The following is a 17,985-nucleotide window of genomic DNA, read 5'->3' as shown; positions in this document are numbered from 1 at the left end:
TGCCAGCATTAAAATGAATGAAACTTGAATTTAAAGCTATCAGCACTTATAAAGTATAGATGCTGATTACTAAAAACAGTAAAGAGAACCTACTATGGCAGATTATTTTAACTGGATTAAAGCAGCGCATATTATCTCAATGGTCTGTTGGTTTGCGGCGATTTTTTATCTGCCCCGCCTGTTTGTTTATCATGCGATGAGTGATGATCTGGTCAGTCAAGAGCGTTTCATCGTCATGGAGCGCAAGCTCTATCGTGGCATTATGACGCCCTCTATGATAGCGACATGGATCTTTGGTCTATGGATGCTGGGACTGGGATGGGAAGTGTATAAGACGCAAGGCTGGTTACACGTAAAACTACTATTGGTGGTACTACTGTCAGCCTATCATGGCGCGTGCGGCTTTTATCGTAAGAAGCTCGTTAACGACCCCCATTACAAAACCCATGTGTTTTGGCGCTGGTTTAATGAAGTACCTGTATTTGCCTTGGTAATTATTGTCATTTTAGTGGTGGTCAAGCCGTTCTAAAAGTGTCTACTGCATAAAAAACAAAAGCGTCTGCAACTTAATAAGTGGCAGACGCTTTTTTGTGGGTGTCTATATATTAGACATAAAGACTACTAAAAATAAAGAGCCTGAAACAGTGAACAGCTTACCTAAAATGCAGGACGCATAATCTGATACACATTACTCAAGTCGTAGACTCGATAGCGTGCAGGCTCGCGCCGATTCTCGCCAGCATAGCTGAGCATCAGCGCTTGCTTGGCTGCTTCATCGACCCAACCGACAAACAGTCCACTATGCTCAACGCCATTGTAGCCATGATTGATATAATACAGCCAATCACCCGCCTCAATCTCACTGCTGTTGGCATAAGGCCCTTGTCTATATGCGCCCTTATGTACCGTATCACGCGTCACCCCTGCCCGCTTGAATACCGCATCAAGATAATCCCAGCAGCCGCCCTGAATGATGGTACGCTCATTGAGCGCCATCTTACGTGCCGTGCTGATCACCTCACGCGCGGCTGTATGGCTCTGTGACTCTGCTTGAGTAAGAAGGGGCAGATACTCGCTATCAACATTGTCATAACTGCCTGATAAAAATGCCGGCGATATGGCGGGCGTTTGTCTTTGCACTTCAGGGTAACGATAGGCGGTATTCGGTGCAGGGTTGTGTAGCGTAGAATTGTTTGCAGGCATCTGCTTGTAAGCGTACCAATTGGTATTGGCTTGGGTATTGCTCGTTGGGTTAGTGTTTGCCTGATTGATTTGGCCAGTTTGATTGCTACGCACCCGCTGAATAGTGGAGCGTGTACTAACTTTAGCACTGGGCACTGCTGGCTCAAACTGGGCTGACTTTTGCGCGATAAGCGCGCTCATACTGTCGGCGTGCACGTAACTTGTGCTGCCCAATAACATTATGATTAATGACACAACCGGTGTTTTTATTACCATAGAATATTTTTTAGTAGTAAAACGGATGGGTCGGGTGTCACGTGAGGCAATAATCGGCAATGGTGACATGACTAACTCCTTCTCAATACAGCAATCGTTGTCGTTGTTGTTATTAAGCTATCAAACTCTAGTTATAGTACATTTGAGTAGGAGACTGCAAGTATTATTACCGATATGTGAGCGACAAAAGGAGGGGTTAGGGGTTTAAAAGGTAGATTAAATCCATATAAAAAATACTCAGTTGCTGTTCATTTTTATATTGGCATGGCGCTTATTTAGGGTTTGACCTTCTAGTATTGCCTTGGTCGCTTGTGCTTCCTGCAACGTTTCAAAGCCACTGATATCATATTTGCGTACGTTATCGGCATCAATGATTTGTAGCTTGCTACCAACCAGTGTGACTTTATCACCGTCAGTCAGCTTAATATTCTCGCGCTTGCCATGATTATCATGTACCAGCTCACCTGTGCGCACCCAAAGGATGCCACTGCTTATTTTGCCACTCATGGCTTTTTTGTGCTGTTGCCGCTTATTATTAAAGATAAAGCTGCCAACAATAAGTAAGGCAAGCGCGCCAATCGCTAGGCGCTCTGGTAGGATACTCATTGCCATAGCGACAGCGACTGCGCCTACCAGTAATGCCGAGCCAAACCAAAATAGTCCATTGTCGCCTGCTGGTGGCTGGCCCTGTAAGGTAATCTTGGCACCTTCATCTGTTAGCTTTAACATGCGTCAATACCTGTTGGTTGCTCTGCATTATTTGACAGAAAAATTGGCAGACAAATCAAATAGCTGCTCATTGAACAGCTATTTAATATTAAGAGTATTATCTTATTATAAACCTACCATCCAAGTGCTGTTTGTTGCATTTTAATAAGCTCAGCAATGCCTTTTTCGGCCAATGTCAGCATTTTATCGGCTTCAGCGCGAGTAAAGGGCTTTTCTTCTGCCGTTCCTTGAATCTCGATGTACTCGCCTTTTTGCGTCATGACCACGTTTAGATCGGTATCACAGCTGACGTCTTCTTCATAGTTTAAGTCCAAGTAAGCTTCGCCGTTTTTGATACCGACAGAGACGGCGGCGACCAAACCAATCAAGGGATCAGCCTTTAGCTTTTTGGTCTTTTGAATGCTTTCTAGAGCATCAATGAGCGCAATGGCTGCACCAGTGATACTCGCGGTACGTGTACCACCATCCGCCTGCAAGACATCACAGTCTAAATAGATGGTATTTTCGCCAAGCTTGCTGAGATCAATCATCGCACGTAGGCTACGGCCGATGAGACGCTGAATCTCTTGGGTGCGACCAGATTGCTTGCCGCGTGCGGCCTCACGTTGATTACGGGTATTGGTGGCACGTGGTAGCATGCCGTACTCAGAAGTGATCCAACCTTTACCCTTGCCTTTCAACCAACGTGGCACGCCTGACTCAACACTGGCTGTACACAATACTTTGGTATCACCAAAGCTGACCAACACTGAGCCTTCGGCATGCTTGGTATAGTTGCGCTCAAAAGTAATTGAACGAAGTTGGTCTAGCTCACGGTTATCAATACGCATAAAATTTCCTAGTACGGTGTCATAAAAAGGTTTTGTGAAAAAGTAATCTAAAAAAGGGTTTGGTAAAACCAGTTGTCTGCCAGTTGCGGCTTTCATAGGTTTTTATAAGTAGGTTGTGATAAGTAAGTACTCATACTCATACCTACAAACCTAACTATTCAGCACGCCCTAATCTCGAGATATCCTAACGTGACAGCGGCGCAATAGCAAGATTCGCGCCCGCTATTACGCCACTGATTTTTATAAGGTTTAATCAAAACAACTATTCTAAACCTTCCATCTTACGCAGTTCTTTGCGCAGGATTTTACCCACGTTTGATTTTGGTAGCTCATCAACGAATTGGATATGACGTGGACGCTTATAACCCGTCAGCTGTTTTTTGCCAAAGTCGAGCAACTCTTTTTCGGTTACGTCGCCTTTTTTGACCACAAACAGCTTCGGATCTTCACCGCGTTCATCATTTGGTATGCCAATCGCGCCGCACTCCACGATACCTGCATGCTCACTCATGGCGGCTTCAATCTCATTAGGATAAACGTTAAAACCAGAAACGATAATCATATCTTTTTTGCGATCAACGATTTTGATAAAGCCTTTTTCGTCCATGATACCTATGTCACCTGTTTTCAGATAACCAGATGCAGTAAATGTTTCTTCCGTATCTTTTGCACGGTTCTGATAGCCAATCATGACTTGTGGGCCTTTGACACAAATTTCACCACGCTCACCGATGGCTACATCATTGTCTTCTTCGTCAATTAGGATAATATCAGTGCTGGATGCTGGGATACCGATCTTGCCAGTGAACTCAGCAATGGTCATCGGGTTAAAAGCAACAACAGGTGAGGTCTCAGACAAACCATAACCTTCTACGATAGGCAGACCGGTGATTTTGTGCCACTCTTTTGCCACACTAGGCATGACTGACATACCGCCGCCAATAGAGGCTTTTAGGTTAGAGAAGTCCAAGTCAGCAAAGCCTTCTTTGTGTACTAAGCCATTAAACAAAGTATTGACTGCGGGAATAAAAGATGGCTTATATTTGGCCATTTCTTTGATTAAACCATCCAAATCACGTGGGTTGGGAATCAGCAATCCTGCATAGCCTTGATACATACCATACATCCCGCAAACCATAAATGAGAACACATGGTATAGCGGCAATGCGGTCAAAATCACATCATCAGCATTGGCATCATCTTCAAAAGCGCTTTTCATCAGCACGCTGATCTGCAGCATATTAGCAACTAGGTTTCCGTGACTGAGCATCGCTCCTTTAGCCACACCAGTGGTACCGCCCGTATACTGCAACAAAGCCACATCACTTAAGGTCAGATCTGGACGCTTATATTTACTCGCAGACACAGCACTTAATGCCTGTTTGAAGCTGGTGCTACCTGGCAAGCTGTAAGCAGGAATCATCTTTTTGATATGACGCGCAACGAGATTGACCACGCGGCCTTTGATAGCTCCTAGCATGTCGCCAACCTTACAGACAATCACATGCTCCACTTGACCTTTATCTTCGGCTTCTTGATAAGTTTTAGCAAAATTTTCAACGATAAATAACGCTTTTGTGCCACTGTCATGTAGTTGGTGCGATAGCTCACGACTGGTATATAGCGGATTGACGTTGACCAACACCATGCCAGCACGGATGATACCAAGCGCGACGATAGGATACTGCAACAAGTTGGGCATCATCACGGCTACTTTATCGCCTTTGACTAACCCTAACGACTGTAAATAACTGGCAATCTGACGACTGTATAAATCCAGTTGCTTATAACTTATCGACGCACCCATACAAATATACGCTGGCTTTTGTCCATAGCGGCGAAAGTTACGCTCAAACACTTCTAATAAAGACGTCTCATCATCTGGCATCTCAATCGTTGCGTTGATGCCATAGCGCTCGTAGGCATCTAGCCAAGGCCGGTCACTTGGAATCGTCGGCATGGTCGGAAATGCCGTCATATTTGCCATTGTCTGTCCGTCTTTTTTTGGCTGATCTTTTTGCACGTGCTTATTGTCATTGCTGTTAGAGCTTTGGTCTGGCGCTTTATTATCGGTGCTGTCGCTATTGATGTTATCAGTCATAACTTTTCCTAAATACTAGATTTAAAGACGTAGAGTAATCTAATGATGTTATAAATAGGGCGTATTGAGTCAGGTTCTCGGTATCTTGGTCATTTTTATCATTAATTATGGGACTCAAAAACCACTCTATTTAATGTTTTTATAAGCCAGTAATACTGAGTAATGCTCTCCTACATAAGCCTTTACTATAGCAGTTTTGCCAAAAACTCTCTATATCTGCCTGTGTCTATCATGACAGAGCCTCTTAAAATACTGATGCTGACCATCAGTAACATCCAAGAAGCAGGCGAGCTTTACTAAAAACTGACCATAAAAAATGATAAGGCCGCCTCTCGACAACCTTATCATTATTGGTAACTTTATCGTTATGAGTGTCAATAAACAGCCTTAACGCAAAATTAATCCTCAGTCTTACGCTTTGCTTTTCTCTTCAAGTTTACGCAGATCTTTATGCAAGATTTTACCAACGTTCGACTTTGGTAGCTCATCAAGGAACTCGACATAACGTGGACGCTTATAACCGGTCAAATGCTCTTTAGCATAATCAAGGACTTCTTCGGCGGTCAAACTGTTGTCTTTACGCACGATAAATATCTTTGGAATCTCACCACTTTTTTCATCTTCAACGCCAATGACACCGCACTCTAAAATCTTTGGATGGCCTGCCATGACTTCTTCCACTTCGTTTGGATACACGTTAAAGCCTGAAACGATAATCATATTCTTTTTGCGATCGACAATGGTCATGTAACCTTTTTCGTCCATGATACCGATATCGCCTGTTAAGAAAAACCCATCGGGTGTCATGACTTCTTTAGTAGCTTCTTCGCGCTTCCAATAGCCTTTCATTACCTGTGGCCCACGCACCGCAATCTCGCCGCGCTCGCCCAGTGGTACTTCGTTGCCATCTTCATCCAACATTGCAATGTAAGTGCCTGGCATCGGCAAGCCAATATTGCCGCTAAAGCTCGAGCTATTGATAGGGTTGGCAGTTGCGACGGGTGAGGTCTCTGACAGACCATAGCCTTGAACCACGACATTGCCTGTGACTTGCATCCATTTTTCTGCTGTGGAACTCAATACCGCCATGCCGCCGCCCATTGATACGCGCAGCTTGCTGTGATCCAAAGTTTTAAACTCTTCGTTATTGGCAAGCGCATTAAACAAGGTATTGACTGCGGGGAACAGCGCAGGTGGATGGCCTTTATAAGCTTTCATTAAGCTATCAAGGTCACGCGGATTAGGTACTAATAGCCCAATACAACCACGATGCAGACCGAACATACCGCAAAGCGTGAATGAGAAAATATGATACAGTGGCAAAGCTGTCATAATAACTGGCTGCTCATTACTGCGATCAAACTCGTCAAAAGCACTGCCCAAGAATGTATTGCACTGAATAAGGTTGCCAACTAAGTTTTTGTGAGTCAGCATGGCACCTTTGGCAACTCCAGTCGTGCCACCGGTATACTGTAAAACAGCAATATCATCAAGACCGATATTTTTGGGGCGCTTGTATTTGCTTGCTGAGCTTTGCTTGAGCATGCTTTTAAAGCTAACGCTATTAGCAATACTATAATCTGGCACCATCTTTTTGACGTGACGGACAACCGTATTAACCATAAAGCCTTTGAGCGTGCCCATCAAGTCACCCATACCAGTGATGACCACATGGTCAACCAACTGACGGCCAATGTCTTGATAAGTTCTCGCGAAGTTTTCAACTAAGATGAGCGCTTTGGCTTCAGAATCGGTTAATTGATGCTCAAGCTCTTTGGCAGTATATAGTGGGTTGACGTTGACTAAGGTTAGGCCCGCACGCAATACACCAAGCACAGTGACAGGTAGCTGTAAGACGTTGGGCATCATGACCGCGACTTTATCGCCTTTGACTAGCCCAAGCGACTGCAAATACGCAGCGACTTGACGGCTATATAAATCTACTTCTTGGAAGCTGATTGACGCGCCCATACATACAAATGCGGTTTTTCCACTATGTTCAGCAAAGCTTTGTTCAAAGATATCGATCAGTGAGGTATCATCAGCAGGCATATCAATTTCGTAAGTCAGTCCAAGCTCTTTGTAACTATCTAGCCAGACTTTATTATCACGACGGGTGAAACTAACTTGATTATCCATAATCTTTTTTCTCCTAATAGGTGTGCGCAATCAATGGTAAATACCCCGTTATTCTTTAACATACACACTTTATACAGACTACTCAATATAAAAAATAAGCACTAGAGTTCGCAAAAACACTTGACGGGCTTTATTACTATTAATATCAACTAGATAACCAGCACACACCCTCATTTATTAGCGTGTTTTTTAGCAGTGTACGGCTGTTCACCACTCGTTATTGTTACGCAATTGTTTCTATAATCGCGTTGATATAGAGTGCTCTCATTCATTATTTATCATGACTTTATGGCTTATATAATTACGGTCAGCTAGTTAAGTTTGTGTCTAAGACATGACATAAATTGCCATTATTTTTTACCTTTTGACTGTCACTCTATAAGAGATTTTACCCAACAAAAAACTACTTACAAGAAATCGTTATTTCTTATTAAACGTCATGCACTGTCGTCTATTCTGGCTTATACCTTTTTTATTGACACAATATCCTTTACGATAGCGCTATCTAATTTTTATTTTATGTTCGCCGACTAAATACATGACGGCGCATACTAGGGTCTGTTGAATAACAACTCTATCAACCATACCAATTAAAAACCCAAAAGCGAAACCTATCCTATGTCCGATGTTATTGATAATACCATTGCTCCCACTCTCTCAAGCGACCCGATGGATACCCGCTCTGTGGCGGAGTTCACTGAGCAAGCTTATCTCAACTATGCCATGTACGTCATCATGGATCGTGCGTTGCCCAATATCGCTGACGGTCTCAAGCCCGTACAGCGCCGCATCGTCTATGCCATGAGCGAGCTGGGTCTCAAATCTACTGCCAAGCCCAAAAAGTCAGCGCGTACCGTCGGTGACGTGCTGGGTAAATATCATCCACATGGCGACAGTGCCTGTTATGAAGCCATGGTATTGATGGCGCAGCCATTCAGCTATCGCTATCCGCTGATTACGGGACAAGGTAACTGGGGTAGCCCAGATGATCCCAAATCCTTTGCCGCCATGCGTTATACCGAAGCCAAAATGTCCGCTTATGCCAACACATTATTGGCAGAACTAGGACAAGGCACGGTCGATTGGCAAGACAACTTTGACGGCTCTATGCAAGAACCTGTGACCTTGCCTGCACGCTTGCCCAATATTTTACTCAATGGCACCACAGGCATCGCTGTCGGTATGGCAACAGACATCCCGCCGCATAACCTCAATGAAGTGGTACGTGCGGCAATTCGTCTGCTGAAAAACCCTGAGCTATCGGTGAAGCAGCTCACCCAATCGATACCAGCGCCTGATTTGCCAACCCCTGCTGAAATCATCACCAGTAAAAAAGACTTGCAAGCCATGTATGAGAGCGGTCGTGGCAGCTATAAAATGCGCGCGACTTTTCATGTAGATCCTAAAGAAAAAAACCTTGTCATCATCGATGCGCTCCCCTACCAAGTCTCAGGTAATAAGATTCAAGAGCAAATCGCCAAGCTCATGACCGACAAAAAGCTGCCATGGATTACTGATATTCATGACGAGTCAGATCATGAAAACGCCTGCCGTATCGTACTCGAGCTGCGCTCAAGTCGCGTCGATGTCGAGCGTGTCATGAGCCATCTGTTTGCCAGTACCGACCTAGAAAGCAATTACCGCGTCAATATGAATATGATCGGCCTAAACGGTAAGCCGCAAGTCAAAAACCTAAAAGAAATATTAGAAGAATGGCTGGTAAGCCGCCGTTCAGTGGTCACGCGCCGATTACAATATCGTCTCGACAAAATTGATAAGCGTTTGCATATCCTCGCAGGCTTATTGATTGCCTATCTAAATATCGATGAAGTGATACGCATCATCCGTGAAGAAGACGATCCAAAATTATCATTAATGCAAGGCTATGATCTGACTGAGATACAGGCCAATGCTATCTTGGATATTCGTCTGCGTCAGCTGGCAAAGCTAGAAGAGATTGAGCTGCGCCGTGAGCAAGATGAGCTTGCTGCCGAACGCGCCATTATTCAAGAGTATTTGGACAATCCAGACAGCTTAACCAATCTGATGATTGATGAGCTGACTGCTGACATGAAAGAACATGGCAACGAGCGCGTCTCGCCACTAGCAGAACGCGAAGAAGCGCAAGCATTGAAAGAATCTGATCTGGTGCCAAGCGAGCCAATTACCGCGATACTATCAAAAGCAGGTTGGATACGCGCCGCCAAAGGTCACGACGTCGATGCCACTGGAATGACCTACCGTTCAGGCGATGGGTATCAGGCACACGTGCGCGGTAAATCCAATGAAAAAATCTACGTGCTCGATAGCACAGGCCGCAGCTATAGTATCGAGGCGCACAATTTGGCCTCTGCCCGTGGTCAAGGCGATCCACTCACCAGTGTACTCAAACCGCCAGCGGGTGCCAGCTTCGAGCAGTTATTAACCGGTGCTGACAACCAACGCATCATCCTTGCCAGCTCAGCAGGTTATGGCTTTATCAACACACTTGGCAATCTCGATAGTACGCAAAAAGCAGGAAAAAATATCATTAACTTTGCCGCTGATAGTCGGCTGTTGCCTGTCACGCGTATCGACGCACTAGCAGCTACTGAAGCTACATCAGAAGATGGCAACGGTACAGAAGCCGCTAGCCTGACACCAGACCATGTCGCCGTGGTGACCAATGCGGGATACTTACTGATATTTGAGTTGAGCGATTTGCCTGAGCAGGCACGTGGTAAGGGCAATAAGATGATTAATCTCAAAGGTGATGAAGAAGTGCTCACCATTACGCCATTACGTCAGCAAGACAGCTTAGTCATTACTGCGGGTAAGCGTCATGTGACCTTAAAACCAATGGACTTGGCGAACTATACTGGCAAACGTGGTAGCCGCGGTGGCAAGCTGCCGAGAGGTTTTCAGAATGTGACTGGGGTTGAGGTGGGGTGATTGGTATGGTTTTTGCACTAAAAAACTGGAGGATATACCCATATTACACTTTCAATTTCAGAGTATCTAAGGAGTTGTTTTGAAAAAGATAATAGTACTTTCAAGTATATTACTGTGCAATCTAGCGATAGCATATGATGAAAACACAGAATATCAAGTAAGTCAGTATGAATTAGATGAAACCAAATATGAAGTTTTGGAGAAAGCGAAACAATACGCACAGTCAGTAGCTTGCATGACAACATTTGATGATGACTCAGAAGAAAACCTCGCCTCAGTAAATAATGTTTACCCTGTTAACTATTATAAAATGTTCGATGACAGCAAGGTTGCAGGTAATTTTTTAGTGCTATGGGGCGGTGATGTAGGCTGTGCTGGCGGTAGTGGCACTTATGGATATTCATTAACCGAGTTTCAAAGAATATCTGATAGTAGACCCTTCACTATGTCGAATTCAGATTTATTAATGGACTTATATGAAGTCAGTGAAATAAATACAAGGTTTATTCAAGACATCAGCTACAACAATAGAACAAATACACTAGAAGTGGTGTCTTTTGAATTTGCACCTAAAGATAGTAACTGTTGCCCTAGCTTAAAATACCGATATAATTTCAAAAACTCTGATTATGGTAACTGGAAGCTTTCAGAAAAAGTTAGATTGAATTAACACAGCAGTTTGCGTAGGGTGGGTTAGTTTTATTAAACTCTCGCAGAGAGTGCGGATAAAACTAACCCACCATTTAAGTTTGAAAAACCTTGGTGGGTTACGCTATCACTGACCCACCCTACCTTTTTCCATTTTAAAAAATATAAAAACCCAACCACAACCACTTGTTAAAAGCTTGCGTAGGGTACGCCCCGCGCACCGATTAACTCGAAAATGGTTCGCTGGGCGCACCCTACTACTAACAGGATCATTTATGAAATATATTATTCCAATTTTTTTACTTGCTATTTCTTTTACTTCACATGCGTGGGATGGTTATGATTATTAAACAGGTTCTTATGTTGAAGTAGATAAAGGAAATCTAGTTCGCCCTGGAGAAAAAATTGAATTATATGACTATAATAATGGTGAATATAAAAACTATGAAGTCGAGTCAATTATTAACTATGGTTCTAACACAGAACTTGAAGTTTATGATTACGACACAGGTAAATATAGAACCCTGGATATGGACTAAGCAATCGTAAGCTAGGCTTTTAGCAAGCACTCGGCGGGTTACGCTATCGCTAACCCACCCTACCCCAAAGCTTCATTTCTTAATAGCAAAGAAAACCCAAACTACGACCAATAATGAAAAAATCATAAGCTCACCGCTAGCCCCGACTGTAGCGGTATCCTGCTTGGTTGGGCGAGTTGTGAGTGCTAGGTTTTGGCGTAGCTCGCAGAGTAGGAGACACCACAAACCGTAGCCCTCACCTCGCGCAGATAGCAGATACAAGCGGAAGGCGGGAATGGCTACTGATAATACTTGTGCTCAATATTCATCCCCTAACCCTGCCGTAACCCCAAAATAGGAATAACCAGATCTTCCTCATCGGTCAAGTGTTGCGAGAGTAAATCGGTTGCATCCACCAAAGTCTGATGCAATTGCTCTGCCAACGCTTTATCTTCGATCTCACTTCTTGCCAGCAAGTCATTTTGCTCTTGCAATTCATCAAGTAGCGCATCCAAACGCTCATGATCACACCCTAATATCTCAAAGGCAGGCGCAAGCTTAGGGTACATAGCGATAAACTCTGGAAAAAACCCTGCGTCCTCTACCCCGTGATGCTGATGCAATTTGAGAATATGCATACTGACGCGCTTAAGCATCTGCGAGCGATACTCGCTCCAGTCAAACTCCCCTGACTGATAGGCCGTACTAATCTGTAGCAAGATACGCTGGCGCTTGCGTATGTTAGTATGTACCTTTATCCATCCTGATGTCTTATAGGCATAGTCTGCGCCAAACCATTGATCTGGTGGCAGCTTGTGGTACAAAAACAACCAGCCTACCTCAAGCCGACTGTCAGGATGACGCGGGGTAATGCTAAACAGATCGTCATCTGCAGCGTCTTTATTTACCATGTCTTTACGAGCTATGTTTTGAGATGAGTTATTCATCAGATAATCCTTATTGCTTACTTTTACGGGTGCTATTGGCTTTCTTGACTGTTATGCCCTGATGGTACAATCATGAGCAAGTCTGTTACACAATTTAGTCACAACCAACCCATGCTATGCCAGTCGTCATGTAGAATGAAGTGACTCATAATAAACAACAATACTGCTTAGACTCTACTACCCAAACCATATCACTTGAGATAGGCCAATCATTTTTGGCACAGATTAATAATAGTATTTAAATATAAAGGACAATTATGTTTATCATAGACAAAGCCAGCAATACCTATATGAACCATAGAATACCGACACCTAAAATCATGTTTTTTGACATAGATGACACTTTAAGCCGTAACGGAGTCATTGCCGAACATAACAAAGCGACACTTGAGCAGCTTGCTGAGACTGACATTAAACTGGTCATTGCGACAGGACGCTCCAAAGCCATTATCCCAGCTGATATTTTGGCTTTACTAGAAAATGATGTATTGGATGCCATCATTTGTATGAATGGACAATACAGCTTTAATAAAGACGGCGTCATCAGTCACTACCCTTTATCAGATGAGCAAACCGATAAAGTCGTTAATCTTTGCAAACAAAGCGGTCTCATTTATAAGTTTGACTCTGCGACTCACATCGCTTGGTCAAGTGAAAACGAGCGCATACGCGAGTATAACGCCAAGACTCCAACCTCTATCCTTGACCCTGAGTATTACCGCTCAAACCCTGTTTATCAATGCTCGGTATTTTTTAATAATCAAGAAGATAAAATGCAAGACGTCAACTTTGCTAAGTATGATTTAAAGCTGGTGCATTGGCACAATACAGGTGCAGACATCTTGCCGATAGAGGCGTCTAAAGCGCGAGGTATCAAAGACCTCTGCCAGTATTACGCAGTCGATGTAAAAGAGTGTATGGCGTTTGGTGACGGTATGAATGACTTAGAGATGTTTGACTTGGTCGGTTATGCCGTCGCAATGGGCGACTCTCAGCCAGCACTCATAGAGCGCGCGGATTATGTCACTGGTACTATTGAGGAGCATGGCATACAAGCGATGCTTGAGCGCTTATCGATAGCTGTACAGTCTTAAACAGCTTATAAAGTATGACAGGCGCTAACAGCCCTTACTCTTGGCGCAAGCCTAAGATAGGAATGACCAAGTCTTCCTCATCGCTCAAATGATGCGAGAGTAAAGTGCTACTGGCAACCAAAGTATGATGCAAGCGCTCTGCAAGTGCCTTGTCCTCATCTTCACTGTTTGCCAAAGCATTATTGAGCGTTTGCAGCTCATCCAGTAGCGCGTCCAAACGCAGATGGTCGCGCTCTAATATCTCAAACCCTGCTTTTAACTGCGGGTACAGGCTCAAAAAATACGGAAAATATCTTCTGTCCTCAATACTGTGGTGCTGATGCACTTTAAAAACGTGTTCCTCAATACGTGGTAGTATCTGCAAGCGATAGTTCGACCAGTTCAGTGCACCCATTTGATACTCTGCACTTAGCTGCTCTAAGACTCGTTGACGTTTGCGTATACTGCGATGTATTCCAAGCCAGCTAGCGGTTTTGTGCGCATAGTCAGTATCGTACCATTGACTGGCGAGTAGTTTTTCGTATAGAAATAGCCAGTCTGATTTGAGCCGACTATCAGGATGACGCGGCAACACTTTTACCAAGCTCTCATCCAAATTGCATTGAGTGGCTGTATTTTGAATAGTGCTGTTTTGAACCCTGTTATTTTCAGTACAAGCATCCATCGTATCGTCCTTATGCAGTATCCTTGCCTCTTCTGTTTTTTCTATTTCTGTCGTTGAGCCTTATCTTAAGCTTATTGATGACCGCTTATGAATCAAGATGGCTAAAAACTAAAGCAGCTCAAATATATTGTTAATAAAACTAAATACAAACAATCAATTATGTAGCTTATATATAAGGCTATTTGATTGAATCACAACCTATCCCTTGGCTATTATTGATCATCCCATTTAAAAAACCCCTTGTCAGCTATGAACTGACAAGGGGTTTTAGTTTTTAAATAACGCCTGAATCTTATTAGCGATTATTTATATAGCAATTACCGAGCAGGATAGAAGGTTTCTGCACCAGGTCCTACAGGCAGACCCAGTACGAACACCCAAATAGAGAACAAGATGGTCCAACCAATCAAGAAGGCCATAGAGTATGGCAACATCATCGCCATCAGTGTGCCGACCCCTGTGTCTTTTTTATAGCGCATTGCTACTGCCAAAATAAGACCGAAATAGCTCATCATAGGAGTAATAATATTGGTGGTCGAATCACCAATACGGTATGCCGCTTGAATCATCTCTGGCGCATAACCCGTAAGCATGAGCATCGGTACAAAGATCGGAGCGGTTACTGCCCACTGTGCAGACGCCGAACCAAGCATCAAGTTGACCAGACCACAAATGATGATAAAACCAACCAGTAGTAAAGGTCCAGTGAGACCAATATCACTTAAGAAAGTCGCACCAGATACTGCCATTACCGAGCCAAGATTCGACCATTTAAAGAACGCGGTAAACTGTGCCGCAAAGAATACCAGCACAATATAAATACTTAATGAGCTCATGGCGTTACTCATGGCATCGACCACATCTTGGTTACTCTTGATGCTACCCGTAATTTTACCGTAGATATAACCTGGTACCGCAAAGAACACAAAAATAAAGACCACAATACCTTTTAAGAATGGCGAGCCCGATACCAGACCAGTCTCTGCATTACGCAAGATGCCATCTGCAGGTACCACTGTCCACGCCAGCAATAAGCAAAATATGAGCATGCTTAACCCTGCCCACAGTAGGCCCTTTTTCTCAACTGACGATACTTTTTCGATTTGCGTCTCTAATACAGAAGCATCGTCTGCATCGTTAGGATTATATTTGCCCAAGCTTGGCTCAACGATTTTTTCGGTGACAAAATAACCCAGACCACTGATCAAAAAGGTACTGGCGATCATAAAGTACCAGTTGGCCTCTGCGCCAACGGTGTAAGCTGGATCGATAATACGCGCCGCTTCTTGGGTAATTCCTGATAATAAAGGATCTACCGTACCGAGCAATAAGTTAGCACTATATCCCCCTGATACCCCAGCAAATGCCGCTGCCAAACCTGCTAGCGGATGCCTACCAAGCGAGTGGAAGATAACCGCTGCCAGTGGTATCAATACCACGTAGCCAAGCTCGGCCGCTGTGTTTGACATGATGCCAGCGAATACAATGGTAAAGGTAACCATTTTTTTGGGCGCATTCATGACCAAACCACGCAGGGCAGCTGATATCATGCCAGAATGCTCAGCGATACCGACACCGAGCAAGGCCACCAGTACCGTACCAAGCGGCACAAAGCCCGTAAAGTTGGTGACTAAGTTTTCAACAATCCGTGCTAAGCCCTCGCCGTTCAATAGGTTGACGACTTCAATCATACCATCGGCACTACGACCACTGGTGCCCTCTGGTCTCGGATCAATCACCGACACACCAAAGTAAGACATCACTGCTGAGAGTACCAACAGCAGCACAGACATCCATACAAACAAAATGACAGGATGTGGCAGTAAATTACCAAGCCACTCCACCCCTTTTAAAAACCGCTGCATACGAGAGCTTTGCGCTGCTGTATCAAAACTATCCGGTGGCGGACTGCCATTTGGCGAATTACTTCCCTGCATAGCCATTGCTCCATTCAAGATTTAAGTAAAGTGAGTATGTTTCAAACATATGAAAACGTTGATAAAAGATTGCGATTGAAACATAGTTCAGAAACAGAAACAAACTTTTTTGGCTTATCAAACAAATTTTTTGCAATAGTCATTAATGTATAAACTAAAGATTAAAGAGCCTCAGACTAAAGTAAGAAAAAAAGCGATGGGTTGGAATAACTCCAAACCATCGCCAATCAACAGCATCTGAGAATTAAATCAGTAATAAATAGACATTATCTGTCATAAAACATAGAGCGGCACCTGAGTATTTTGGGATCTAGCGCTTATTTGTTATCAGGCCGTAAGTCCACCCACCGATTTTATAAAACCCTACGATCATGAGCATAAGTACCACAGCCGCCAGCACATAAGCCAACCAGTTTGGCATATTGCTAAGCCAACCAATGGTAAATGCCAGTCCCATATAAGTCTCAACTGGCCAGTTCAAGATAGGCGTCGGTGAGCCAGAATTGAACAGTGCCATAAAGCCCACTATTCCAAGCAAAGCGGTAATAAAGCCAGCACGTTTACGGTTATTCATCTCGTCTCTCTTATAAAATTACTTATCGATTGTGATTTTTGGGACATACCTTAGCATGATCAGCAAAAATAGAATTAGCGAGGTCAATACTATCGCGTTTTTATATTAGGGTCTGTTGAACATTCACAAGTAGGCGTGTCATACAAGGTTTTACCCATTAAACCCCCAACTATCATTAGCAAAACTGTATAATTACTCATATAGGGCGTGACTCATACGCCAGTTTTTTTCATCTTACTTAGTTAGGAGAGGTATTTTGCCCCATTTATCATCATCTCACTCAGTCTCGCAAACGACCATTACTCGTGTCGGCAGTCTGCTACCAAAAGCATTATTAGCCATGGCTGTCGGCTTGGCGCTTGCCAGCTGTAGCAACTCAGATAATGCCGCTAATGACAGCACGGCTAGCAGCAATGAAACGCTCAACCTGTATAACTGGTCTGAATATATGCCCCAAGAGATTCTTGACGGCTTTACAGAAGAGACAGGCATTCAGGTCAATTACACCACCTTTGACTCTAACGAAGCGATGTATGCCAAGCTCAAGCTGCTTGATGACTCTAGTCAATATGACTTAGCGGTTCCCTCAACTTACTATGTCGAAAAGATGGCTAATGAAGGCCTATTACAAGAGCTGGATAAATCCAAGCTTAGTAACTTTGAGAATTTGGATACCTCATTTACCAATACCAAAGTCGATCCTGAAAATAAATACTCAATCCCCTATATGTGGGGCAGCACGGGTCTGGCGATCAATGGAGATACTGTCGACCCTGCGACCGTGAATAGCTGGAATGATCTATGGCGTCCAGAGTTTAAAGGTCAAGTCATGCTGATGAATGACATGCGCGAAGTGTTTGCCATGGCACTACTCACCCTTGGCTATTCAGGTAATAGTACCAACCCTGACGAGATCGAAGCCGCTTACAACAAGCTCACCACTTTGATGCCCAATGTCAAAACCTTTAACTCAGATGCTTCACGTATGCCCTATATGGAAGGTGAAACTTCGGTTGGTATGACTTGGAATGGTGAAGCTATCATCGCCAATGATGAAGGTCTGACCAGCTTAGTCTATAAGTATCCTTCTGAAGGCGCCATCTTGTGGATGGACAACTTTGTCATTCCAAAGAACGCCAAGCAGGTAGACGCAGCACATAAGTTTATCGACTATCTACTGCGTCCTGAAAACTCCAAAATCGTCAGTGAAGAGATTGGTTATGCCTCACCAAACGTGGCGGCACGCGAGATGATGCCAGACAAGGTAAAAAACAACCCTACGATTTATCCTCCTCAGGACGTATTGGCCAAGGCTGAGTTTCAAGAAGATGTCGGTGATGATGCCTTACAAGTCTATCAGCAGTATTGGGATAAGCTAAAAACAGGGCGTTAATATATAACAACTATGTATTGAC

Annotated in this window: 14 protein-coding genes and 1 pseudogene; 6 read left to right on the top strand and 9 right to left on the bottom strand. The window is 43.8% G+C overall.

The genetic code is table 11. The features are described 5' to 3' along the window. Positions 1-94 precede the first annotated feature (94 nt). Entirely contained in the window at positions 95-529 is a 435-nt protein-coding gene (hemJ, locus tag JMY01_RS01070; RefSeq protein WP_201573730.1) for a protoporphyrinogen oxidase HemJ, read from the top strand. A 128-nt stretch (positions 530-657) separates the two neighbouring features. Here hemJ and JMY01_RS01065 read toward each other — a convergent pair whose 3' ends face one another. The 5 genes from JMY01_RS01065 to JMY01_RS01045 all read right to left on the bottom strand — a co-directional run bounded on the left by JMY01_RS01065 (position 658) and on the right by JMY01_RS01045 (position 7,257). Next, positions 658-1,527: a hypothetical protein gene (locus JMY01_RS01065; RefSeq protein WP_227677615.1), complete on the bottom strand. Its 870-nt coding sequence runs from the start codon at positions 1,525-1,527 to the stop codon at positions 658-660. 168 nt (positions 1,528-1,695) lie between these two features. Further along, on the bottom strand, positions 1,696-2,187 hold the full coding sequence (locus JMY01_RS01060; protein WP_201573721.1) for a hypothetical protein: 492 nt from the start codon (positions 2,185-2,187) through the stop codon (positions 1,696-1,698). 113 nt (positions 2,188-2,300) lie between these two features. Beyond that, on the bottom strand, positions 2,301-3,017 hold the full coding sequence (rph, locus tag JMY01_RS01055; protein ID WP_201573719.1) for a ribonuclease PH: 717 nt from the start codon (positions 3,015-3,017) through the stop codon (positions 2,301-2,303). Positions 3,018-3,279: 262 nt separating this feature from the next. Next, positions 3,280-5,004 (bottom strand): AMP-binding protein, encoded by a 1,725-nt coding sequence (locus JMY01_RS01050; protein ID WP_374220353.1) that lies wholly within the window; start codon positions 5,002-5,004, stop codon positions 3,280-3,282. Positions 5,005-5,529: 525 nt separating this feature from the next. Next, positions 5,530-7,257 (bottom strand): AMP-binding protein, encoded by a 1,728-nt coding sequence (locus JMY01_RS01045; RefSeq protein WP_201573715.1) that lies wholly within the window; start codon positions 7,255-7,257, stop codon positions 5,530-5,532. A 618-nt stretch (positions 7,258-7,875) separates the two neighbouring features. Between JMY01_RS01045 and parC the strand changes: the two genes are divergently transcribed. The 3 genes and pseudogenes from parC to JMY01_RS14395 all read left to right on the top strand — a co-directional run. Further along, positions 7,876-10,188 (top strand): DNA topoisomerase IV subunit A, encoded by a 2,313-nt coding sequence (parC, locus tag JMY01_RS01040; RefSeq protein ID WP_201573705.1) that lies wholly within the window; start codon positions 7,876-7,878, stop codon positions 10,186-10,188. A gap of 79 nt (positions 10,189-10,267) precedes the next feature. Continuing rightward, positions 10,268-10,858, top strand: coding sequence for a hypothetical protein (locus JMY01_RS01035; RefSeq protein ID WP_201573696.1), 591 nt, complete (start codon positions 10,268-10,270; stop codon positions 10,856-10,858). 340 nt (positions 10,859-11,198) lie between these two features. Beyond that, a pseudogene (locus JMY01_RS14395) lies at positions 11,199-11,375 on the top strand (DUF5334 family protein); the annotation flags it as partial. Between the two features lie 311 nt (positions 11,376-11,686). Here JMY01_RS14395 and JMY01_RS01025 read toward each other — a convergent pair. Continuing rightward, the gene (locus JMY01_RS01025; protein WP_227677614.1) at positions 11,687-12,301 is read right to left on the bottom strand and encodes a hemerythrin domain-containing protein; all 615 of its coding nucleotides are present in this window, start codon (positions 12,299-12,301) and stop codon (positions 11,687-11,689) included. 257 nt (positions 12,302-12,558) lie between these two features. Between JMY01_RS01025 and JMY01_RS01020 the strand changes: the two genes are divergently transcribed. Continuing rightward, positions 12,559-13,395: a Cof-type HAD-IIB family hydrolase gene (locus JMY01_RS01020; RefSeq protein WP_227677613.1), complete on the top strand. Its 837-nt coding sequence runs from the start codon at positions 12,559-12,561 to the stop codon at positions 13,393-13,395. A gap of 34 nt (positions 13,396-13,429) precedes the next feature. On the opposite strand, the gene JMY01_RS01015 is transcribed toward JMY01_RS01020, so the two are convergent. The 3 genes from JMY01_RS01015 to JMY01_RS01005 all read right to left on the bottom strand — a co-directional run bounded on the left by JMY01_RS01015 (position 13,430) and on the right by JMY01_RS01005 (position 16,570). After that, complete coding sequence (locus tag JMY01_RS01015) at positions 13,430-14,059, bottom strand: hemerythrin domain-containing protein (protein WP_201573694.1); 630 nt, start codon at positions 14,057-14,059, stop codon at positions 13,430-13,432. Positions 14,060-14,376: 317 nt separating this feature from the next. Next, complete coding sequence (locus JMY01_RS01010) at positions 14,377-15,996, bottom strand: AbgT family transporter (protein WP_307781388.1); 1,620 nt, start codon at positions 15,994-15,996, stop codon at positions 14,377-14,379. Between the two features lie 310 nt (positions 15,997-16,306). Further along, positions 16,307-16,570, bottom strand: a complete 264-nt coding sequence (locus JMY01_RS01005) for a hypothetical protein (protein WP_201573692.1) — start codon at positions 16,568-16,570, stop codon at positions 16,307-16,309. 256 nt (positions 16,571-16,826) lie between these two features. On the opposite strand from JMY01_RS01005, the gene JMY01_RS01000 reads away from it, so the two are divergent. Continuing rightward, positions 16,827-17,963: a PotD/PotF family extracellular solute-binding protein gene (locus JMY01_RS01000; protein WP_201573690.1), complete on the top strand. Its 1,137-nt coding sequence runs from the start codon at positions 16,827-16,829 to the stop codon at positions 17,961-17,963. Positions 17,964-17,985 lie beyond the last annotated feature (22 nt).

Source organism: Psychrobacter sp. H8-1 (assembly GCF_904846575.1).
GTDB classification, from domain to species: Bacteria; Pseudomonadota; Gammaproteobacteria; order Pseudomonadales; family Moraxellaceae; genus Psychrobacter; species Psychrobacter fulvigenes.
Note: the sequence above shows the minus strand (reverse complement) of the source record. Positions and strands in the feature narration are given on the sequence as shown.